Below are 20,866 nucleotides of genomic sequence, written 5' to 3' on the forward strand. Positions count from 1 at the left end.
GACCCTCCCTTGGACCGCCGCACCTTCCTTGCTTCCGGAACCGCGACCGCCGCGCTTGCCGCCTCCCCCGCCGTCGCGCGCACGCTGCAAGCCTCGACTGCCAAGCCCGCCGCCGGGCCGGGCGATGCCGGTCTCAACGCAATCTTCGACGATGTCCTCAAGAAGACGATCCAGCGCTCGCCCGAACTCGCGACCTCGATCGGCTTCGACAAGGGGCCGGGCGCGGCGCTCAAGCGCCAGCTGACCGACCGCTCGCCCGCCGCCAAGGCCAAGGCGCAGGCCGAGACCAAGGATGCGCTCGCCCGGATCGAAGCAGTCAGTCCTGCAACCCTCTCCGAAGCCTCGAAGCTCGACCGCGAGATCGTTGCCTATTCGCTCAAGACCCAGCTTGTGCCCCGCGAGCGGTTCGACCTCGATGCGGTCATGCGCCCGTTCGCGATCTTCCAGCAGGGCGGCATCTATTTCTCGATGCCCGATTTTCTCAATACATCGCACACGATCGCTACGGCGGACGACGCTGAAGCGCTGCTGTCGCGGCTCGAACAAATGGGGCAGGCACTCGACTACAACACGCAGGAACAGGCCGATCTGGGCAGGCGCGGTGTCGTCGCACCCGATTTCTGTCTCGACCTGACCATCGAGCAGATGGCCAAGCTGCGCGCGCCCGCCGCAATCGACAACACGATCGCCAAATCGCTGGTCCAGCGCACCGCAGCCAAGGGCATCGCGGGCGACTGGGGTCCGCGGGCAGCGAAGATCATCGAGGGCACGGTCTATCCGGCGCTCGACCGTCAGATCACGTTGATCAAGCAACAGCGCGCCAAGGCACGGGCTACCGCAGGGGTATGGGACGTACCGCAGGGCGCCGACATCTACGCTGCCGCGCTGATGCAGGCGACCACAACCAACTTCACCCCCGACGAAGTTCACAAGATCGGGCTGGAGGAAGTCGCGGAGATCAGCGCCGAACTCGACAAGATCCTGAAGGCGCAGGGCCTGACCAAGGGCAGCGTCGGTGAACGGCTGACCGCGCTCAACCAGCGCCCCGACCAGCTCTGGCCCGACACGGCCCAGGGGCGGATCGACCTCATCAAGTCGCTCAACGTCGACAATGACAAGGTCGCCAAGCTGCTGCCCAGGATGTTCATCGATCCGACCAGGGCGCCGCTGGAGATCCGTGCGGTGCCGGTCGAGATCCAGGACGGCGCGTCGAACGGCTATTACAGCCGCGCTGCGCTCGATGGCTCACGCCCGGCCATCTATTTCATCAATCTGAAGAGCGTCGGCGACTGGCCCAAATACACCCTGCCCTCGCTGACCTATCATGAGGGACTGCCTGGCCATCACCTCCAGATCAGCACCTCGCAGGGTGCCGAGGGACCGATGATCCGCAAGTTCAGCTTCTTCGGCGCCTATAGCGAAGGCTGGGCGCTCTATGCCGAACAGGTCGCCGACGAGCTGGGCGCCTATGCGAGCGACCTCGAGCGCGCGGGCTATCTCCAGTCCTTCCTGTTCCGCGCCGCGCGCCTCGTCATCGACACCGGCCTCCACGCCAAGAAATGGACCCGCGAGCAGGCGACCGACTATATGGTCAACACCGTCGGCTTCGCCCGCCCGCGTTCACAGCGCGAGATCGAGCGCTACTGCACCCAGCCAGGGCAGGCGTGCAGCTACAAGATCGGCCACACCAGCTGGGTCCGTGCGCGCAAGAAGGCGCAGGAGATCGCCGGCGCGAAGTTCGACCTCAAGCGCTTCCACGAGGTGATCCGCCGCGGCGCCGTCCCGCTCACCACGCTCGAACGGCTGGTGGAGGAGGACGCGTGCCGGATGGCAGCGGGGTAAGGCGGACTGGCGCCCGAAGCGCCAGTCTTTCGCCGCTCTTTCCACCGTCACCCCGGCCTTGTGCCGGGGTGCACCGGGAGGCAAGTCCAGGAATAGAAGCGAAAGGTCGGTCCGCGAGACTGAGTGGCCCCCGGCACAAGGCCGGGGTGACGAAGGAAGTATTTGGGGAGGAGTATCTCCTTACTTCCCGCCCAGCCGCAGCGTGACCGACGCCCCCCACATCCGCGGCTCGCCCGCGATGAAGGTCGGCATGCCTAGGCCGTCGCCGGTGTTGCCCGCGTCCTTGATGTATTCCTTGTCGAACAGGTTGGTGACGAAGCCCTCGATCCGCCAGCGACCATTGGCGGTTTCGATGCCGATCCGCGCATTGACCGTGGCAAATGCGCCCTGCACCTCGTCCTGAACCGTGTCGGGGATCAGGTTGCCGGTCTGCAGTCGGGCGATGTCGTTGTCGTCATCGAAGAAGACACGCGACTGCCAGGTCACGTCCGGGGTGAAATCGATCGCCACCGGCCCGACGTCGCCGCGCAGCGTCACACCCGCCGACGCACTGTGATCGGGCGAGAGGCGGAAGCGGTTGCCGTCGCGTGCGCCCGCCTTGAAGCGGCTGTGGTTATAGGCGTAGGTCGCGAACAGATTGACCCAATCCGCCGGGTTCCAGCGCATCTGGCCCTCGAACCCATAGCTCTGCGCCTTGCCGGCATTGATCGTGACGAAGCTGGTGCCGACCTGCTCGGTCGTCTGGAAGTTGCTGTAGTCGTAGTAGAAGACGGCGCCGTCGACGAACAGCGTGCGGTCCGCCAGTTCGGTCTTCACGCCCAGCTCGAAGCTGTCCACCGTCTCGGCCGGAAGCAGGTTGAACCGCGCCGCCCCGCCCGGCGCCGCAGGCGGCGAGACGCCCAGCACTTCGGGCCGGCGGCCGCGGGCATAATTGGCATAGACGCTCGCCTGCGGGCTGAGTTCGTAGCGGGCGGTGACACGCCAGGTGAAGCCGCCGCTGTCGTTGGTCGCTTCGGCCAGATTGCCGTTGCCCGCGGTCGGCTGGAGGCCGAGGCCGAACATCGGCACCGGATAGAGCGCCGATTGCGGAATGTTCGCCGCCCCGGGCACAGCAAGCGCGCTCAGCAGTGCGGTCCGCGTCGGCTCGCTCTGGCTGAGCGCGCCGATGAAGCCGCCGAGGATCGACCGGCCATTCTGCACCGACGCAGTGTAGCGGGTCCGCTTGTCGTCGCGGCTGTAGCGGATGCCACCGCCGATCTGGAATGCATCGGTCACATCGAAGGTGGCATCGGCGAACAGGTCCCATGCCTTGGTGCGGCTGAAATTGGTGCTGGTCTCGCGATGCGCGCTCTTGAGGTTCGCGGCGATGCCCGCAGCGGTGGCAACCGGAAGGATCGCGTTGGTCTGCGCGTCGATCACCGCGTCGCGGTTGGGCGTCGCCGCCGGAACCAGCGCCGAGACATTCTGACGCACGATGCCGCGCAGCAGCTGGCTGGTGAAGGCCGTATTGCTGAATACCGAGATCGGCGCCGGATCGGTCGCCGGACGGCCCGGGATCGCACCGCCGCCGTTCAGCGCGTTCGCGACCCGCGCCAGCGCGACGCGCTCGTCGAACTGCGACGGCGCGCGCTGGTGGCCGTCTTCATAGAAATAGGTCGCGCCGACAAACCCCTTGAACGGACCGCCATTGTCCCAGTTGAGGCGCAGCGTCGCCATGGTCTGCGTCCCCGCCGCATCCTCTGCAGCAGTCAGCGCCGGGAGCGAAATGCCATCGGCGTCGAAGATCTCGGTACCGCTGAACGCGCGATAGGCGACCGTGCCGTTGAGCGAGAAGCCGTTGCCGAGTTCCGCATTGGCGATGCCGGTGACACCCCACACTTCACGCTCGAGGCCAAGCCGCTTGCCGCCCTCGAAGCCCGGCCCCGCGGCAAGCGCCGCGCCGGTGTTGCGGCCGCGATTGCCGATGACCGCGCCGGTGATCGTATCGGTCGGATTATAGGCGATCGACTTGAACGCGGTGCCCGTCGCGCGATCGGTCTGGTAGTTGCCGATCAGGTCGAAGGTGAAACCGGCGGGCTCCCAGCGGATGCTGCCGCGCACCGCCTCGCTCTCGATCCCGTTGAAGTCGCGGCCGTCCAGCAGATCCTCGACAAAGCCATCGCGCTTCTTGACGCGCCCAGCGGCGCGGATCGCGAGATTGTCGGCCAGCGGGATATTCCAGGTGCCGTCCACCCGGTACATGCCATAGTCGCCACCCGATACGCGCAGCATGCCATAGCCCGCTTTCGGATCGGCCTTGGCCTGGATCAGGTTGACCGCGCCGATCAGCGCGCCGCGGCCGTAAAGCGTCGATTGCGGTCCCTTGGCGACCTCGATCCGCTCCATATCGAACAGCTCGACATAGGAGCCACGCGACTTGGAGATCGAGACGCCGTCCTGGAAAACCGACACGCGCGGCTCGTTGAAGGAACTGCCTGAATCCGAAGTGATCCCGCGCATCACGAAGCCAGGGTTGTTGGGCGACTGATTTTGCACCTCGAAGCCCGGAACGTAACGCGAGAGCGCATCGAACTCCTGAATGTTCAGACGCTCAAGGAAGCGGTCGTCATAGGCGGTGAGCGCGAAGGGCACCTCGATCGGGCGCTGCTTGGTGAACTGGGCGGTCACGACGATCTCGTCGTCCGACGGAGCTTCTGCGGGCGCTTCCTGCGCCAGCGCGGGAACGGCTGCAGCGAGCGCGATCGGGCTGGCAAGCGTAAGTATCGGGAAGCGGATCGACATGATTGAGAGCCCCTGTTGACGCGGACGGAATGTCCCTGCGGCCTCATGTCGGCAATTGGTGACGAACCTGTTGCAGCGCACCATTGCGCAAAGAAAAATGCCCGCCCGGCACAAGGCCGGACGGGCGAGGGAATCGGCACATGGGGTGCCGGAGGGTCTCGTAAAACTCAGTTGGCGGCGGCGCCCTGCCCTGCCGCACGCGTGGCCTGATCCATCAGCGCCTTGGCAGTCCTGATGCCGTCGGCTTCCTTGGCCTTGCCGCTCTGGATATCGTCGGCGATGCCGAGCAGCCGGCTCGCGATCACCGTGCCGGCCTCGGCCGCCTCGGTGATGCGGATGCCGTTCTTGGCGCTGGCGATGCGATCCCATTCGCCGCGGACCGCGGCCCAATAGCCCTTGGTTGCCGCCCAGTAATCGTCGGCCGCCTTCACGGCATAGCCGTCGAATCTGGTGTAGCTGTTCAGGACATATTCCTGGACCACCGGCTCGAGCTTGCCGTCGAACTGGCCCATCTTGGTATTGTCCTGCCAGTGGATCCAGCCCGCCGGGCTGATCTGGTGGCGGTTGATCCCGTAATAGCGGTCATAGACCGGGCCGCGCACCGCATCGCGGCGGGCGAGCGGGCGCCAGGTCCAGTTGGAGCGCCAGCGGCGAACGCCCGCTTCGGTGGTCCACTGGCCCCAGCCACCATAGCGGGGGCTGTCATCGACCTGATAGACGGTCTGCGACCAGCGGCCCTTGCGCATCCGCTCGGGCACCTCTTCCCAGGTCCAGCTGTCGGGGCCGGAATAGACCAGTACCTTGGCGGGCTCATATTCCCAGTCCTGGCGCCAGTGCTTGATGATCATGTCCTTGCCCTCATGGCTCACGACCAGAAGGTGCTGGAGACGGATCACGCGGCCGGTGTCCTCGATCACGCGGACCGATTCATGGCCGCCCGAAACCTTGGCCGAGATCGGCGTGTAATCGGCGCGCCAGGGCGTCGATTCCTGCATGTCGAACCTGACCTTGTAGTTGCCGGCCATCGCCAGGATGTCCTTGCGGTCGGCTTCGAACGATGCCTTGGCTTCGGCTTCGCTGCCCTGTTTGACCGGACCGTCGGCGAGCGCGGGGGTGGCGCACGCGATCAGCGCGGCCCCGGCGATCCACATCATTGTCTTCATTCTTGTTGCCCTCTTTTTTGATCGTTCGAAGTTCAAAAGCGCACGCTCACCGACACGCTGCCGTTGCGTCCCGGCTGGGTGTAGGCGTCCTTGATGGTCGAGGTCGGCGACAGGCCGCGCACATCGCTCCACCAGGCATATTTCTCGTCGGTCAGGTTGAAGAGGCCGCCGCGCAGCGTGACCATGTCCGCGATCTTTACGAACGCCGTGACGTCGAGCGTCGTGAAACCGGGCGGCGTGTACTGGCCGCCGGCGCGGCGTGCCTCCTTCTGCGCGCTGTGGGTCGCGATCAGCTGCCCACCGAAACGGCCGCCGGGATCGCGCCAGCCAACGCCCGCGACGACCTTGAGCGGATCGACCGAGAGCAAGGGCGTCTTGACGCCCGCCGGGCTGATCTCGTCGCCGGTGGCGTAGGAAATGGCGAGGCGGCCGGTGAAGCCTGCGTCGTTCCACGCCTCGAACCTCGCCTCGGCACCCTTCACCCGCGCGCGATCGATATTGATGAACTGGAAGGTCGTGGGATTGGCCGCAGTGCCAGCGCCGCCGACGCTTTCCTGCGAGATGAAGTCGTCATAGTCGACATGGAAGGCGGTCAGATCGACCCGGACGTTGCTGCCGATGATGCGCAAACCGGCCTCGAACGCCTCGCTGGTCTCGGGCTTGAGGTTGGGATTGGGCCGCGAGGTATAGCCGAAGGCGAGGTTCTCGAAGAACTGGTTCACCTGGCTCGGCTCGGGCGCCTTGAAGCCCTGCGCATAGTTGGCGAACAAGCGGACCGTCTCGCCCAGCTTCACCACCGCGCCGATCTTGGGCGAGACGCGCGAGCCGTCCTGCTTCGCCGCTGCGAAGTTGGGAAGCAGCGGATCCTTGTCCGGCGACAGATTATAGTGATCGAAACGCAGCGCCGGATGCAGCGTCACCGGCCCCAGCGTCACCTCACCGGCCGCAAACAGTCCAGCAAGCGTGTAATCGGTCTCGGGGAAGGCGCGCGACGGGAAGACGTCGGGCGGGGTCGGCACGGTGCCGCTGCGCAGCCCCTTCTGGGTGGTGACGCTGATGTCGCCGCCCAGCACGATGCGCTGCGGCGCCTCCGCCGAGCCGAAGTTGATCCGCACATCACCCGCCGCGCCATAGACACGGTTCTCGAAGGTGTTGAGCCGGGTGCGGTCGGCCGCGGTGTTGCGGTCTTCCGCAGTAAACTGACGATCTTCCGAATCCTGAAGATAGGCGGTCAGCCGCGCCTGTTCGACCGTGCCGTTGCCGGTCCAGGTCCAGTCGAACGCGCCGCGCCAGCGATGCCCGGTATCGGTCGCGTCGAGGTTAAGGACGCTGGTCGCAGCCAGCGGCGGCGTCGCATGCCCCGACAGAATATCGGAGAAGAGGTAGGTGTCGAGATATTCGCCGGTCAGGCGGAAGCGGTGGCCGCCGCTTTCATAGACGATCCGGCCCAGCGCCGCATTCGAGCGCCCGTCCTGCGGGTTCGCCTTGGTGCGCGCCGCACCGGTGCCGCCGACGCTGCCGTGATTCTCATACTCGTTGAAGTCGCGGCGGGTATAGGCAGCCATCGCCGACCAATCCCCCGAGCGCCCGGCAACGATCAGCGTCTCGCTGAACTCGTTATCAGCGGACGAATATGCGGCGCGGGCACGGCCACCGAAGCTCTCGCCCTCGCGCAGGAAGTCCTTCGGATCGGCGGTGATGAAGCTCACCGCACCCGCCAGACCATCGCTGCCATAGAGTGCCGAGGCCGGACCGCGCAGGATCTCGACCGACTTGATCAGGCCGAGATCGACATAGTCGCCGCGCCCTACGCCCTGCGCACCGAAGGTGAACCCGTCGGGCACGCGCACGCCATCGACCTGGATCAGGACGCGGTTGCCGCCCATGCCGCGGATGTTGAAGCCCTCATTGCCCGCACGCCCGGTCGTGCCCAGCGCCGCACCGAAGCGGGCCGGCTGACGGTTGACGCTGACGCCCGGCTCGAACCGCACCAGTTCCTTGATGTCGGTCACCAGCTCGTCGGCGATCTGCTCCTCGCCGATCACGCTGACGGTCGCAGGCGCATCCTGCGTCGCCAGCGGCGAGCGCGTCGCGGTGACGGTGACCGTGTCGCGCGCATCGGTATCGGCTTCCTCGGCAAATGCCGGGACCGCGGCGAGTGCCAGCAGGCTGGCTCCGGCGGCAAGGAAGCTGCGTGATCCGTACATGATTTCCCCTTGGATATACTGATTGCGACTGACTCGCATTAGCCTTGGCGCCTAAGCTTGTTGCGAACCATTGTCAATTAGGTGGAGGTGACGAAATCGTGTGCAAATCGCGCATGACGTTTCGCGGGCGGCGCGCTAAAGCCGCTCGTCATGCAACGTCCCAAGCTCTCGGTCGTCGTACCGTGTTACAATGAAGAAGGTTGTCTCGAGCTGCTGCACGGCCGGGTCTCGGCCGCCGCACGCGCCGCAGTCGGCGACGATTACGAGATCGTGCTGGTCAATGACGGCTCGCGCGACGGCAGCTGGGCGGTGATGCAGCGGCTGTCGGCCGCCGATCCGCGCCTCGTCGCGGTCAACCTCTCGCGCAACCACGGCCACCAGCTTGCACTCACCGCGGGCCTCGACCTGTGCGCCGGCGAGGAAATCCTGATCATCGACGCGGACCTGCAGGACCCGCCCGAACTGCTGACCGAGATGCGCGCGACGATGCGCGAGCAGGGCGCCGACGTCGTCTATGCCGTGCGCCGCAAGCGCGAGGGCGAGACTTTCTTCAAGAAGGTCACGGCGGCGTTCTTCTACCGCATGCTCGACCGCATCACCGACACGCCGATCCCGCTCGACACCGGCGACTTCCGCCTGATGACGCGCCGCGCGCTCGATGCGTTCCTGTCGCTGCCCGAACAGGCGCGCTTCATCCGCGGGATGGTCGCCTGGGTCGGCTTCCGCCAGGTGCCCTTCGTCTATGACCGGCATGAGCGGCACGCAGGCGAGACCAAATATCCGCTCGCCAAGATGATCCGCTTCGCGCTCGACGCGGTCACCGGCTTCTCGACCGCGCCGCTGCGCTTCGCCAGCCATGCCGGTCTCGCGCTCACCGGCCTGTCGGCGCTGCTGTTTCTCTACATCGTCATCGGCTGGCTGCTCGGTAATGCGGTGCAGGGCTGGACCTCGACGATGCTGGTCGTCGTGTTCCTGGGCGCAGTGCAGATGTTCGTGCTGGGCATGATCGGCGAATATCTCGGCCGCCTCTATGTCGAATCGAAGCGGCGCCCGCTCTATCTGGTCGCGGACGTCGCCGGGCCGGTGAAGGGCCATGCTTCGCTCGGCTATCGCTTCGCCGATTCGGGTGAGGTGACCGTGTCGCCGCATGCCCCGGCCCGATCCGGGCAGATCGATGCCACCCCGGGCGCCCTTCAGGACAAGACGCCCCGCCGCAAGCCCGCGCAGAGCGTGGCCGAAGGCGCCGACGAGCCGCCCACGCTGCTTTGAAGCGCCCGCTCACCCTTCTCGCGCTCGCCACCGCGACGCCGCTCGCCGCGGAGCAGGTTGCGCCGCTTCAGAGCCGTGTCGAGACCGAGCTTGCCAAGGCCGCGCCCGGCACGCGCTTCGGCCTGGTGGTCACCGATGCGCAGGGCCACGAGATCGTCGCGGTCAATCCCGACCAGCGCTTCATTCCGGCGTCGAACACCAAGATCGTCACCACCGCTGCGGCCTATATGACGCTTCCGGGGATCGACCGGCCCGATAGCGACGGCGGAGCAAGCGTCCGGCTGGAAGGGCGCGACGTGGTGCTGACCGGCCGCGGCGACGCGCGGCTGTCGAGCGCGGCGGACTGCGCAACCGACTGCCTGGCGCAGCTTGCCGATGCGGTCGCCGCGAAGACGAAGCGCGTGCACAACATCACCGGCGACGCGACCCTGTTCCCCGACGAGCGCTGGAGTTCGGGGATGAGCTGGAACAACATCCCGAGCCCCTATGGCACCGCGCTCACCGCACTGACGCTCGACGACAATGAGCTGATCGCCACCGCAACACCCGGAAAGACTGGTGCAGCACCGGGTGTCGCGCATCTCGGCTATCTCACGATCGACAACCGCGCCGTCACTGTGGCGGCGGGCGGCAAGACCGACCTCAATGTCGACCGCCTGCCCTTCGACCGCACGATCCGCCTGACCGGCACGATCGCCGCGGACGCCGTCCCGCAGAAGATCCGGATGGGGATCGACGATCCTGCCCACTATGCCGTCTGGCGCCTCGCCGCGCTGCTGCGCGAGCGCGGGGTCAAGGTGTCGGGCACCCTCCAGTCGCGGTACCGCACGCCGGACGCGAGCGACGACCCGCGCCAGCGCAACGGCGCACCGCCACCGCGCGCGACGCCCCCTGCCCCGCTTGCGACGCTGACCCCGCCGCCGCTGAGCGAGGACCTGCGCGTCATCAACAAGGTCAGCCAGAACCTGCACACCGAGCTGCTGCTGCGCCGGGTCGGACTGGTGAAGGGCACCGGGTCGGTCGCCGACGGGCACGTCCAGGTCGAGGCGATGTTCGCCGCGGCGGGCGTTCCGCGCACGTCATGGGATTTTTCCGACGGGTCGGGCATGTCGACCTATAACCGCATCGCCCCGCGTGGAATGGTCAAGCTGCTCGGCTGGATCGGTGCCCAGCCCTGGGGCGCGGCATGGCGCGAGACGCTGCCGGTCGGCGGGGTCGACGGCACACTGGCGCGCCGGTTCAAGGGCACGGTGCTGGAGGGCCGGATCTTCGCCAAGACCGGGACGATCAACGCCACCAACGCGCTGGCGGGCTATATGACGACGAAGAGCGGCAAGACGCTGACCTTCGCCGCCTATGCCAATGACGTGCCGTCGGGCACCGCAGCGACGCCGGCGATGGACGCGGCACTGGTAGCGATCGCCGAGGCGAACTGAGTCCTGAGCACATCAATGGGAACGGCCGGAATTGGGTGACTTCCGGAAATTGCCGACCGACGGCAGACCGCCCGGAAGTTGACGAAGTTACGCGGAACGCGATTCATCCGGCCAACTTTGTCGCCCTTGTCCGGCGGAGGTTCCGGGGACCATTGAACCAAACGGATCGACGCAATCAAAGAGCGGCCGCCCCGCGGCCCGCCAATGCAAGCAAACCAATTCCAACATTGCAAGCACGGCGGCTAATGGTGGGAAGCGGACGCTCATCGACTTTTTACTGCCCGAGCATCAGTCGTACTTCGGGGCTTTCGGTAAGCCAGTCACCCCTACTCCAATAACTAATCAGTCGAGCCTGCACGTCAGGGTCCAGACGCAGAATGGCACAAAAATGCTGAGATAAAGTCCGAGAAGTCAGTTCGGGCGCTGTCGGGTCAAACAATGAATGTGACACGAGCAATGCGAGGGCAGACCGTAGTTCCAATCCAAGATTTCCAGCCTGCAAAGTTTCGAGCCACTCAGCCACGCGAGTTGGGTCGGCAAGCTCGATTTCCCAATCCTGCTCGTTGCCGGAAATGGGAAGACCCAGCATGGCGTTGAGGAGCTCGACAGCTTCCTGATCAGGCCAATGATACTGGTTCATCAAGGTCGCTCTGCTGAAAAATCAAATGTCCGCAATGGGGTCGCCAGCCGACTGGCTGCCCCTCTCGGACAGTGGACTACCCCTTGGGCTGAGCCAGCACGATCAGCGATAGGCCGGGCGGCAGGGGCACGCGGCCCACAAGGTGGCGTTCGAGCCCGAACACCTTCTCGAAGATCGCATTGAGCGGCTTTGCAGGCGGCGAATCGTCGCTGTCGTCCTTGCCGGTGAGCTTGCCCGCGAGCCGCGCGGCGACCGCCGCCGGGAACAACAGCGAGTTGAAATAGCCGAGCTTGCGCCATTTGAGGCCAGCGCGTTCGAGCGCGGCGACCAGCGTCGCCTTGGAGTAACGGCGCTTGTGGTGGTTCACCACGTCGTGTGCGCTCCACATCCACTGGTGCGCGGGGACGGTGATCAGGATGGTGCCGCCGGGCTTGAGCCGCTTCGCCATCGCTTCGAGCGCGGCGACATCGTCCTCGATATGCTCGACCACGTCGAGCACGGCGATCATGTCATACTGGCCGTCGGCGACACCCGTCAGCTCGGGAAGCGGCGAACTGCCGACTTCCTTGCCGAGACGCTTGCTCGCGATGTCGCGCGCGGCGGGGTCGATCTCGATCGCATCGACCTCACCAAACGCACCCAGCATCGGAAGGTTGTGGCCGGTGCCGCAGCCGATTTCGAGGATGCGCGCGCCCTTGGGCGGGTTCACCTCACGCGCGATGAAGTCGGCGAGGATGTCGCGGCGCGCCACATACCACCAATGGGTGGAATCATGCTCGGCCATGCGGTCGTAAACGATACGGTCCATTTCAGCCGAATACCCATTGCCGGTTGAGCGCGAAAGTCGCGACGGGGGTGACAGTCATGATCGGGATCAGCGGCACCCATTCGGGATAGTGCATCAGATCGGCGATCAGCCAGGTGAAGAGCGCGTTGAGCAGCAGCCCGAAACCCTGGACGATCAGGAATTTGAAGTGCTGGCGCCCGCTATTCTCACGCGTGCCGTGCCCCTTGAAGCTCCAGGCGCTGTGCATGAAGAAGCCGCAGGTCACCGCGACGGCGAACGCGAAAGGCACCGCCGCGACCGCAAGATTGGGGAACACCCACCAGACGAGCGGCAGGTAGACGGCGGAATAGATCACGGTCGAAGCGACGCCGACGATACCGAAGCGCACGATCTGCCCCAGCACCCCGCTACGCTGCAATTCGCCTATTCTGTGGATGATCGCCGTCACGCCTGCCTTGCTGTCGCGAATTTCCAAGACTCTATCCGTTCGAGCTGAGCCTGTCGAAGCCCTGTCTTGCTTCTTTGCCATGGAAAGAAGAAGGACAGCCCTTCCCCCGGATCAAGTCCGGGGTCAGGGCGAACGGCGGGGCCATTAGAGCGGCTCGCTCCGAAGGGGAAGCGGTTTTGGACTCGAAGCGATTTTCGGACTTTGACCTTGAACGGGAATTGTCGGTCCACTGGCTGCGCTGGACGCTGCTGGCCTGGGCGCTGATTGCCGCATGGTTCCTGTGGGACCGCTGGGGGCAGATCAACGCGCTGGGCCTCGGCGATACCGATGACAATATGCGGCTGATGCAGGTCCGTGCGCTGCTCGACGGGCAGGGCTGGTATGATCTGCGCCAGTATCGCCTAAGCCCCCCAGGCGGACTGGACATCCACTGGTCGCGGCTGGTGGACCTGCCGCTGGCCGCGCTGATCCTGTTGTTCAAGCCGTTCGTGGGCACGCCGATGGCCGAGCGGCTGGCTTGCGGCATCGCCCCGCTGCTGCCGCTTGCCGTGACGACGGCGGCGCTGAGCGCAACCGTGCGGCGGCTGGTCGCGCCGGTCGTCTGGCCGATCGCCACGATCATCCTGCTCGGCTGCGGCGCGGCAATGGTGATGTTCATGCCGTTGCGCATCGATCATCATGGCTGGCAGCTCGCCTGCCTTGCGCTGACGCTGGCGGGGATCACCGACCCCAAAGGCGCGCGCGGCGGGCTGATCGTGGGGCTTTCCAGTGCCGCGTCGCTGACCATCGGGCTGGAGCTGCTCCCCTATTGCGCCATTGCCGGCGCGATCGTGACGCTGCGCTGGGTGTGGGACGGCGGCGAGGTACGGCGCATGCAGGCCTATGCGCTGACCCTGGCAGGCGGCAGCACGGTGGGTTTCGCGGCCTTCGCCTCAAACGCCAACTACGCGATGCGCTGCGACGCGCTGACCCCGGTATGGTTGTCCGTGACGATTGCGGCGGGCGTATTGCTGTTCGCGATCAGCCTGCTCAATCCCGCGAACCGGGTTGCGCGGCTGGGCCTCGCCGCGGTCGCCGGCGCGGTGATCGCGGGCGGATTCGCCGGATTGTTCCCGCAATGCCTGTCGCGGCCCGAAGGCGTTTCGGACGAGCTCTACGACATCTGGCTGAGCAATGTCCGCGAAGCGCGGCCGATCTATCGCCACAGCTTCGCCATGGCCTTCCCGATCGCGGTGCTGCCGGTGATCGGACTGATCGGCGCCGGCGTGGCGGCATGGCGCGCCCGCACCTCGGCGGCACAGCTCAGCAGCTGGATCGCGATCGGACTGTTCACCGCCTTCGCCGGGGCGATGCTGCTCTGGCAGGTCCGCGCGGGGCCCGCGGCGCAGCTGCTCGCCATCCCCGGTGCGACGGCTTTGGTGTGGATGGTGGTGCCCTGGTTCCTCAACCAGAAGTACATGGCGGTGCGCGTCATCGGCGCGGTCGTCGCGTTCCTGCTGCTCTCGGGCCTCTTCACCGGGTTCGTCGTCAAATATGTGAAGGTCGACAAGCCGCAAAAGGCGCGCAGCGTCGTGGCGCGGGCCAATGCGCGCTGCGCGAGTGCGGCGGGCATGTCACTGATCGATCGTGCGTTGCCGCCCTCGACGCTGTTCACCCATGTCGATCTTGGGCCGCGGCTGATCGTGATGACGCATCACAAGGGCATCGCCGGGCCGTATCACCGCAACGAGCGGGCGATCCTCGACGTGCACCACGCCTTTGCCGGCAGCCCGGACGCGTTCCGCGGCATCGCGAAACGCTATGGCGCTCAGTATCTGCTCGTCTGCCCCAACATGGCCGAGACGACCATCTACCGCAGCCGCGCGCCGAACGGCTTCTATGGCCAGCTTGCCAAGGGCAGGGTGCCCGTCTGGCTCGATCCGGTAAAGCTGCCCGAAAAGGCGCCGTACCGGCTGTGGCGCATCCGCTACGACAAATAGGCGCTAGAGCCCGAAGCTGCGCTTGATCCCGTCGATCACGAACTGGATCGCCAGCGCCGAGAGCAGCACGCCGAGCAGGCGGGTGATGACCGATTCGATCTTGGCGCCGAGCAGCCGCATCAGCGGTCCGGCGGCGAGGAGCGCGATCAGGGTGATGACCAGCACCAGCCCGAGCGCGGCGAACACCACCGCGGTCTCGCCTGCCCCGTCGCTGCGCGAGACGAGCAGCATGACAGTGGCGATCGAGCCGGGGCCTGCGATCATCGGCATGCCCATCGGGAAGACCGAGACATCCTCGACCTCGGGCGTTTCCATGATCTTGTTTGCGCGGTCCTCGCGGCGTTCCTGCCGCTTCTCGAACACCATCTCGAGCGCGATGATGAACAGCATGATCCCGCCCGCGATGCGGAAGGCATTGAGGCTGATGCCGAGCGTCTTGAGCAGTGCCTCTCCGACCAGCGCGAAGACCAGCAGGATCGCGCTGGCAATCACCACGGCGCGGATCGCCATGCTGCGCTGCTGGGCGAGTGTCGCGCCCTTGGTCAGCCCCGCATAGATCGGCGCGCAGCCCGGCGGGTCGATCACGACGAACAGCGTCGCGAAGGCGGAAAGGAACAGCTCGATCATGCGGGCCTGCGTTCGGCCAGGTGCCGCTCCCAGGCGAGCGCGTCCTTCACGATGCGGTCGAGATCGTCATGCTTCGGGCGCCAGGGAAGCGCCGCAAGGATCGCGCGATTGTCCGAGATCAGCTCGTCCGAATCGCCCGCGCGGCGACCTTCGAAGCGGCGCTCGATCTTCATGTTGGTCACGCGGTCCACCGCGTCGAGCACTTCGAGCACCGAATAGCCGCGGCCATAACCGGCGTTGAGGAAATGGCTCTTGCCCGGGTCGGCGATGAGCAGGTCAAGCGCATCGACATGTGCGTCGGCGAGATCGCTGACATGGATATAGTCGCGCACCCCGGTACCGTCGCGTGTCGCGAAATCGGTGCCGAAGACGCTGACATGGCCACGTTTTCCGGTCGCCGCTTCGGCCGCGATCTTGATGAGGTGCGTCGCGCCGGCGGTGTTCTGGCCCGCGCGGCCCTGCGGATCGGCACCCGCGACGTTGAAATAGCGCAGTGCCGCGAAATTGAGCGGGTGCGCCGCGGCAACGTCGCGCAACATATGCTCGGTCATCAGCTTCGACATGCCGTACGGATTGATTGGCAGCTGTGGCGAATCCTCGCGCACCGGAACCACTTCGGGGATGCCGTAGGTCGCGGCAGTGGATGAGAAGATGAAGTGCTTCACCCCCTCGTTCACCGCGCTTTCGATCAGGCTGCGGCTCGCGGCAGTGTTGTTGCGATAGTATTTGAGTGGATCGCTGACCGATTCCGGCACGACGATCGATCCCGCGAAATGCATGATGGCGGTGACCCCATGATCACGGATCGCGGCACGGACCTTGTCGTCATCGGCGACATTGGCGACCACGAGCGCCGCGCGCGGGTCGACCGCCCAGTCGAATCCGGTGACAAGATTGTCGAGCACCACGACCCGCCATCCCGCGCCCAGCAGCGCCAGCACCGCATGGCTGCCGATATAACCCGCTCCACCCGTCACCATCACCGCGCCGTCACGCATAAAGCTCACCTCTAGTTACACGCCCCGCTCAACCCTATCTTGCATGGCCTAGCAAGGAGTTGAAGCGAATGACCACCGAAACCGCAATTCTCGCGGGCGGCTGCTTCTGGTGCGTGGAAGCCGTGTTCAAGGACCTGATCGGCGTCGAGTCGGTCGAAAGCGGCTATATCGGCGGGCATGTCCCCGAACCGACCTACAAGGCGGTGTGCGGTGGCGATACCGGCCATGCCGAGGCGCTGAAGGTCGTGTTCGATCCGGCGCAGATCAACTACGGCGACCTGCTCGACATCTTCTTCGCGACGCATGATCCGACCCAGCTAAACCGCCAGGGCAACGACATCGGCACGCAATACCGCTCGGCCATCTTCCCCCAGTCACCCGAGCAGGAAGAAGCGGCAAAGGCCGGGATCGAACGCAATGCGAGCGAATGGCCCGCGCCGATCGTCACCACGATCGAGGCGAACGACACCTGGTGGCCGGCAGAGGGCTATCATCAGGATTATTGGGAGGGCGAAGGCCAGCGCAATCCCTATTGCCTGGCGGTGATCCCGCCGAAGCTCAACAAGCTGCGCAAGAGCTTTGCCAACCGGATCAAGGAAAGCACAAAGGCCTGAGACTGTCCGCTACGCGGACGGAAACGACACGAAACAGTCCAGCGCCCGCGAGATTTCGGGGATGCTGTCGTCGAGCGGCCGGTCGCTCGCGAGCGCGATCCACAGCATCCCGTCGATCTGCGCGGAGATGGCGGCCGCGGTCTGACGCGCGTTCATCCTGAGCGTGATCAGCCCGCGGTCGGCGATCTGTTCGATCCATCCCGCGAGAATGCCGAACTGCTCCTCCAGGATCGGGCGCATGATGTCATGCAGTTCGCCGGGGTTCACGCATTCGGCGTGGAGATGGACGCGCACGCGTGCGATCGTCGCCGCGTCCCAGCCGATGCTGGTCTCGAACCCCAATAGCCGCTGCTTCAGATCGTCCCAGGTCGCGGGTGCCTCGTGCACCGGCTTGCGGGTGTAGCGCAGGCATTGGGTGACGAGGTCGTTCTTGTTCTTGAAATGAACGTAGAGCGCCCCGGCGCTCAGCCCTGCCTCCTTCCAGATATCGGCGATCGACGTTCCCTCGACCCCCTTGCGCGAGATGCAGATCAACGTCGCCTGGATGATGCGCTCCCGCTGGGCCTGCATATGTTCGGGATCGCGCTTGGGCATCGCTCACTCTCAAAAAGATCGATCATTCTTTAATTCACATTGGCCGCGCGATCGCTGCTTGACAAGCGCTTGCCACAATGAAAAACGAATGATTGTTTTTTATAAACAGAGAACGAGATATCGCGGGGAGAGATAGGATGGCGGTGAAGCGGCTGTGGCTTTCGTGGTGTGCAATTGGCGCGTTTCTTCCGGGTGCGGCGATGGCGCAGACCGGCGCGGACGAGGCGGAACCCGCCGAAGTCGTCGTGACCGCACAGAAACGCGAGGAACGGCTGCTCGACACGCCGCAATCGGTGACCGCGCTGTCGGCCGACGATCTTGCCAAGGTCAATGCCACCCAGTTCCGCGATTTCGCGACCATGGTGCCGGCACTGACCTTCACCACGCAAGGCGCCGGACAGACGCAAGTCTCGCTGCGCGGCGTCACGACCGGTACTGACGTCGGCCCGACGGTCGGCATCTATGTCGATGAAATTCCCTATGGATCGAGCAGCGCCTTCGCCAATGCGGCCTCGCTCGCACTTGATGTCGGCCTGTTCGACGTCGAGCGGATCGAAGTGCTGCGCGGGCCGCAGGGCACGCTCTATGGCGCGAGCACGATGGGCGGGCTGATCAAATATGTCAGCAAACGCCCTTCCCTCGCCGATTTCGGCGGCGCGGCGCAGGCGAGCATCAGCGACACGCGCAATGGCGGGATCAGTTACAATGCCGCGGCCGCGCTCAACATCCCGATCGCGCGCGACAAGGCCGCCCTTCGTGCATCGGGCTTCTATTCCCGCGACGGCGGATATATCGACAATCTTTCGCCGGGACAGAAAGAGGTCAATCGTGCCCGCATCTACGGCGGACGGCTCGACCTGCTGCTGACCCCGGCCGAGACACTCTCGATCCGGATCAGCGGCTATCTTCAGAATGTCGCGCGCGATGGCATGGGCATGGCCGACTTCACGCTGGCGGGAAAGCCGGTCGATGGCGGACTCGACCAGCGGCGGCTCTACGCCGAACCCTTCGACCAGCAATTCCGCCTTGTCGCCGGCACCATCACCTATGATTTCGGCGGCGCCTCGCTGACCTCCATCTCCAGCTATCAGACCGCACGGGTCCGTTATCGCAGCGACCTTTCCGCTTATTATGTGCCACTGTTCGGATCGATCGGCCTGCCGTTCAGCGCCATCGCGATCGACCAGAATCGCGACCTCGACAAGTTCGCGCAGGAAGTCCGGCTGGGTTCGACCGGCAAGCGCACGATCGAGTGGGCGATCGGCGGCTTCTACACCCATGAGAAGAGCGGCAACCGGCAGCATCTGGTATCCCGCGATCCGGCCGGGCAGCCAGCGGCGATCAACCTCGCCACCCTGTCGATCCCGACCCGCTACGAGGAATATGCCGCCTTTGGCGACCTGACCTGGCACCTCAGCGATCGCTTCGACGTCTCGGGCGGTCTTCGCTACGCGGCCAACCGCCAGCGCTATCGGCAGGACGGGTCGGGGTTGCTCGGCACCACCATTCCCGCGCTTGCATCCAAGGACGATGTCGTCACCTGGCTTGCCAATGCCCGCTACAAGGTCGGGGACCGCGCGACCGCCTATCTGCGCTATGCCACCGGTTATCGGCCCGGCGGACCCAATTTCGTCGTAAACGACCCGGCGACCGGGCTGCCGACCGGTCCGGCGACCTTCGAATCCGACAGCCTCAAAAGCTATGAGGCCGGTTTCAAGGCCGAAACGCGCGACCGGAGCTTCGCGATCGATGCATCGGCCTATCATATCGACTGGAGCAACATCCAGGTCATCACCGCGCGCGCCGGCGGAACGATCATCGCCAACGCCGGCAAGGCAAGGATCGACGGCGCTGAGCTGTCGATGACCGCGCGTCCATCGTCCGCCGTCACCGTTTCCGGCGCCTTCGCCTATCAGAATGCGCGGCTCGCGGAGACCGATGCTGCGCTGGGTGCCGCAAAGGGTGAGCGTCTGCCCAATGTTCCGCGCTTCACTGCGGCGATCAACGCCGATTATCGCCTTACCAGCAGCCCGGTCGGGCCCGCGCTCGGCGCGACGCTGCGCTTCGTTTCAGACAGGCGCGCCAGCTTCAACGGCAGCGCGTCGTTCCCCCAATACGCGCTGCCCGATTATACGACGATCGACCTGCGCGCCGGGGCCAGCTTCGGACCGGTCGATGCCCAGTTCTTCGTTCGAAACCTGCTCGACGAGCGCGGGCAATTGTCCGCGCTCACGCTGCTTTCACTCCTAGGCGGTCCGGCACAGGTCGCGGTCCTGCAGCCGCGCACGATCGGGATCAGCGCAAGCACACGCTTCTGATGCGGACCGGCATGAGGGGAAATGAAGGAATGGACGTCATGACCATCATCAGCCGCCGCATCGGAGCGGCACGCATGATCCTGGCCGCCGCAAGCGCCGTGCTGCTGGCTGCCGGCCCGGTCCATGCGCAGGAAGTGCAGCGCGCCGACCCGGCACCGCTGGCGGATCACCACATGCACATCCAGAGCAAGCTGATCGCCAGTTGGCTGCACGAAATGAAGGCGGCGATGCCGAACGCCTTTGACGGGATTTCCGACGATCTCTTCGCCGTGCGCAGCGGCGCCGATGCGGTGCGCGAACTCGACCGCGCCGAGGTCCGGCAAGGCGTCATCCTGTCCATGGGCTATATGTTCGGCTTTGCAGCCGTGCCGCTCGCCCCCGACGAGATGGCAAGGCGGATGCGGGCGGAGAACCGATTCAATGTCGACGCCGCACGCGCCTCGCGCGGACGCCTCCTCGCCTTTGTCGGCATCAACCCGTTCAAGCCCAATGCGCTGAAGGAACTCGATTACTGGGCGCGCCGGCGCGGCGTGTCGGGGGTCAAGCTGCACCTCGGGAACAGCGGATTCGATCCGGCGAATGCGGAGCAGGTCCGCCAGCTCGCAGCCTTTTTCGCCGCCGCGAGCAAGGCGCGGATGCCGCTGGTCGTCCATCTGCGCGGTGCGGCGCCCTTCACGGCCGCCAATATCGGCATCTTCGTCGACAGGGTTCTGTCGCAGGCAGGCGATCTGCCGGTGCAGATCGCGCATGGCGGCGGCTATGGCGGGATCGACCAGCCGACGCTCGACGCGCTCGCAATCTATGGCGCGGCGATCGCGCGCAAGGCGCCGGGGACGGCCAATCTCGTCATCGACCTGTCCGCCGTCGCGCAGTTCGACCCTGCCAAGGCGCCAACCCCCAGGGACCCCGCCGATACGCGGACGGTCGAGGAGATGCGGATCGCCTATGTCGCGGCGATGCGCCAGATCGGCCTCGACCGCTTCGTCCTTGCGAGCGACTGGCCAGCGATCCACCCGCCGGCCGAATATTTCGCGATCGAACGGAAGCTGCTGCCCGTCACCGACGCCGAATGGCGGGCGTTGTGCAGCAATGTCGCACCCTATCTGCGGCGGGGCTGGAAACGAGGCTGACCCCGCTCATCCGTCGCCGCGGCAGTGCCGCGG

Annotated in this window: 16 protein-coding genes; 7 read left to right on the forward strand and 9 right to left on the reverse strand. The window is 65.6% G+C overall.

Translation table 11 applies throughout. From position 1 onward, the window contains the following. Positions 1-9 precede the first annotated feature (9 nt). Entirely contained in the window at positions 10-1,842 is a 1,833-nt protein-coding gene (locus tag AC07TU_RS18880; RefSeq protein ID WP_495189475.1) for a DUF885 domain-containing protein, read from the forward strand. Positions 1,843-2,022: 180 nt separating this feature from the next. Here the strand turns inward: AC07TU_RS18880 and AC07TU_RS18885 are convergent, their stop codons facing one another. From AC07TU_RS18885 to AC07TU_RS18895, 3 genes are all read right to left on the reverse strand, one after another. After that, entirely contained in the window at positions 2,023-4,623 is a 2,601-nt protein-coding gene (locus tag AC07TU_RS18885) for a TonB-dependent receptor (RefSeq protein ID WP_495189476.1), read from the reverse strand. A 167-nt stretch (positions 4,624-4,790) separates the two neighbouring features. Further along, on the reverse strand, positions 4,791-5,786 hold the full coding sequence (locus tag AC07TU_RS18890) for a DUF6607 family protein (RefSeq protein WP_495189477.1): 996 nt from the start codon (positions 5,784-5,786) through the stop codon (positions 4,791-4,793). 32 nt (positions 5,787-5,818) lie between these two features. Beyond that, positions 5,819-7,993 carry a TonB-dependent hemoglobin/transferrin/lactoferrin family receptor gene (locus AC07TU_RS18895; protein WP_495189478.1) on the reverse strand — a complete coding sequence of 725 codons (2,175 nt, stop codon included), beginning with the start codon at positions 7,991-7,993 and terminating at the stop codon, positions 5,819-5,821. Between the two features lie 150 nt (positions 7,994-8,143). On the opposite strand from AC07TU_RS18895, the gene AC07TU_RS18900 reads away from it, so the two are divergent. Together AC07TU_RS18900 and dacB are read left to right on the forward strand one after the other, a co-directional pair. Further along, positions 8,144-9,262, forward strand: coding sequence for a glycosyltransferase family 2 protein (locus AC07TU_RS18900; RefSeq protein WP_495189479.1), 1,119 nt, complete (start codon positions 8,144-8,146; stop codon positions 9,260-9,262). Continuing rightward, on the forward strand, positions 9,259-10,698 hold the full coding sequence (gene dacB, locus AC07TU_RS18905) for a D-alanyl-D-alanine carboxypeptidase/D-alanyl-D-alanine endopeptidase (protein ID WP_495189480.1): 1,440 nt from the start codon (positions 9,259-9,261) through the stop codon (positions 10,696-10,698). Before AC07TU_RS18900 ends, dacB begins: the two co-directional genes overlap by 4 nt. Before the next feature lie 274 nt (positions 10,699-10,972). Here the strand turns inward: dacB and AC07TU_RS18910 are convergent, their stop codons facing one another. The 3 genes from AC07TU_RS18910 to AC07TU_RS18920 form a co-directional block, all read right to left on the reverse strand. Next, on the reverse strand, positions 10,973-11,338 hold the full coding sequence (locus AC07TU_RS18910) for a hypothetical protein (RefSeq protein ID WP_495189481.1): 366 nt from the start codon (positions 11,336-11,338) through the stop codon (positions 10,973-10,975). A gap of 76 nt (positions 11,339-11,414) precedes the next feature. Beyond that, on the reverse strand, positions 11,415-12,146 hold the full coding sequence (locus tag AC07TU_RS18915; RefSeq protein ID WP_495189482.1) for a class I SAM-dependent methyltransferase: 732 nt from the start codon (positions 12,144-12,146) through the stop codon (positions 11,415-11,417). Position 12,147: 1 nt separating this feature from the next. After that, positions 12,148-12,600, reverse strand: coding sequence for a GtrA family protein (locus AC07TU_RS18920; RefSeq protein ID WP_495189483.1), 453 nt, complete (start codon positions 12,598-12,600; stop codon positions 12,148-12,150). Positions 12,601-12,749: 149 nt separating this feature from the next. Between AC07TU_RS18920 and AC07TU_RS18925 the strand changes: the two genes are divergently transcribed. Then, positions 12,750-14,552, forward strand: coding sequence for an AcrB/AcrD/AcrF family protein (locus AC07TU_RS18925; protein ID WP_495189484.1), 1,803 nt, complete (start codon positions 12,750-12,752; stop codon positions 14,550-14,552). A 3-nt stretch (positions 14,553-14,555) separates the two neighbouring features. Here AC07TU_RS18925 and AC07TU_RS18930 read toward each other — a convergent pair whose 3' ends face one another. Together AC07TU_RS18930 and galE are read right to left on the reverse strand one after the other, a co-directional pair. Then, positions 14,556-15,179, reverse strand: coding sequence for a MarC family protein (locus tag AC07TU_RS18930; RefSeq protein ID WP_495189485.1), 624 nt, complete (start codon positions 15,177-15,179; stop codon positions 14,556-14,558). Continuing rightward, on the reverse strand, positions 15,176-16,177 hold the full coding sequence (gene galE / locus AC07TU_RS18935; protein WP_495189486.1) for a UDP-glucose 4-epimerase GalE: 1,002 nt from the start codon (positions 16,175-16,177) through the stop codon (positions 15,176-15,178). The genes AC07TU_RS18930 and galE overlap by 4 nt, the downstream gene beginning before the upstream one ends. Positions 16,178-16,245: 68 nt before the next feature. Between galE and msrA the strand changes: the two genes are divergently transcribed. Beyond that, positions 16,246-16,791 (forward strand): peptide-methionine (S)-S-oxide reductase MsrA, encoded by a 546-nt coding sequence (gene msrA, locus AC07TU_RS18940; RefSeq protein ID WP_495189487.1) that lies wholly within the window; start codon positions 16,246-16,248, stop codon positions 16,789-16,791. A 9-nt stretch (positions 16,792-16,800) separates the two neighbouring features. Here the strand turns inward: msrA and AC07TU_RS18945 are convergent, their stop codons facing one another. After that, positions 16,801-17,385 carry a TetR/AcrR family transcriptional regulator gene (locus AC07TU_RS18945; protein ID WP_495189488.1) on the reverse strand — a complete coding sequence of 195 codons (585 nt, stop codon included), beginning with the start codon at positions 17,383-17,385 and terminating at the stop codon, positions 16,801-16,803. A gap of 137 nt (positions 17,386-17,522) precedes the next feature. On the opposite strand from AC07TU_RS18945, the gene AC07TU_RS18950 reads away from it, so the two are divergent. Together AC07TU_RS18950 and AC07TU_RS18955 are read left to right on the forward strand one after the other, a co-directional pair. Then, positions 17,523-19,703, forward strand: coding sequence for a TonB-dependent receptor (locus AC07TU_RS18950; RefSeq protein WP_495189489.1), 2,181 nt, complete (start codon positions 17,523-17,525; stop codon positions 19,701-19,703). Between the two features lie 38 nt (positions 19,704-19,741). Then, positions 19,742-20,833 carry an amidohydrolase family protein gene (locus tag AC07TU_RS18955; protein ID WP_495189490.1) on the forward strand — a complete coding sequence of 364 codons (1,092 nt, stop codon included), beginning with the start codon at positions 19,742-19,744 and terminating at the stop codon, positions 20,831-20,833. Positions 20,834-20,866: the final 33 nt, after the last annotated feature.

Source organism: Sphingomonas sp. GW821-FHT03E12, from assembly GCF_059420685.1.

Coding starts and splice junctions, on each gene's coding strand:
- AC07TU_RS18885 (WP_495189476.1), bottom strand. CDS start 4,623: ATGTCGATCCGCTTCCCGATACTTACGCTTGCCAGCCCGATCGCGCTC.
- AC07TU_RS18890 (WP_495189477.1), bottom strand. CDS start 5,786: ATGAAGACAATGATGTGGATCGCCGGGGCCGCGCTGATCGCGTGCGCC.
- AC07TU_RS18895 (WP_495189478.1), bottom strand. CDS start 7,993: ATGTACGGATCACGCAGCTTCCTTGCCGCCGGAGCCAGCCTGCTGGCA.
- AC07TU_RS18900 (WP_495189479.1), top strand. CDS start 8,144: ATGCAACGTCCCAAGCTCTCGGTCGTCGTACCGTGTTACAATGAAGAA.
- AC07TU_RS18910 (WP_495189481.1), bottom strand. CDS start 11,338: ATGAACCAGTATCATTGGCCTGATCAGGAAGCTGTCGAGCTCCTCAAC.
- AC07TU_RS18915 (WP_495189482.1), bottom strand. CDS start 12,146: ATGGACCGTATCGTTTACGACCGCATGGCCGAGCATGATTCCACCCAT.
- AC07TU_RS18930 (WP_495189485.1), bottom strand. CDS start 15,179: ATGATCGAGCTGTTCCTTTCCGCCTTCGCGACGCTGTTCGTCGTGATC.
- galE (WP_495189486.1), bottom strand. CDS start 16,177: ATGCGTGACGGCGCGGTGATGGTGACGGGTGGAGCGGGTTATATCGGC.
- msrA (WP_495189487.1), top strand. CDS start 16,246: ATGACCACCGAAACCGCAATTCTCGCGGGCGGCTGCTTCTGGTGCGTG.
- AC07TU_RS18945 (WP_495189488.1), bottom strand. CDS start 17,385: ATGCCCAAGCGCGATCCCGAACATATGCAGGCCCAGCGGGAGCGCATC.
- AC07TU_RS18950 (WP_495189489.1), top strand. CDS start 17,523: ATGGCGGTGAAGCGGCTGTGGCTTTCGTGGTGTGCAATTGGCGCGTTT.
- AC07TU_RS18955 (WP_495189490.1), top strand. CDS start 19,742: ATGACCATCATCAGCCGCCGCATCGGAGCGGCACGCATGATCCTGGCC.